Genomic DNA, 255 nt, shown 5'->3' with positions numbered 1-255 from the left:
CTGTAAGGATTGAAAATGGATATATAAAATTACCTAAACTAAAATCGATGGTTAGGATAAAACAACATAGAATGTTTGATGGAGAAATAAAGAATTGTACTATATCGAAAACACCAGGTAATAGATACTATATTTCTATATTAGCAGAAACTGAAATAGAGAAACTAAAAACTATTGATAAGAAAATAGGTGTAGATGTTGGATTGAAGGAATTTGCAATATGTAGCGATGGATTTAGAGTAGATAATCCTAAAC

Annotated in this window: 1 pseudogene; it reads left to right on the top strand. The window is 28.2% G+C overall.

From position 1 onward, the window contains the following. Positions 1-47 precede the first annotated feature (47 nt). Positions 48-255: pseudogene (locus tag KGF45_RS19895) on the top strand (IS200/IS605 family element RNA-guided endonuclease TnpB); the annotation flags it as partial.

This window comes from Clostridioides sp. ZZV14-6154, assembly GCF_020657785.1.
GTDB lineage: Bacteria > Bacillota > Clostridia > Peptostreptococcales > Peptostreptococcaceae > Clostridioides.
The sequence above is the reverse complement of the archived record's forward strand: the minus strand, read 5'-3'. Positions and strand labels throughout refer to the sequence as shown.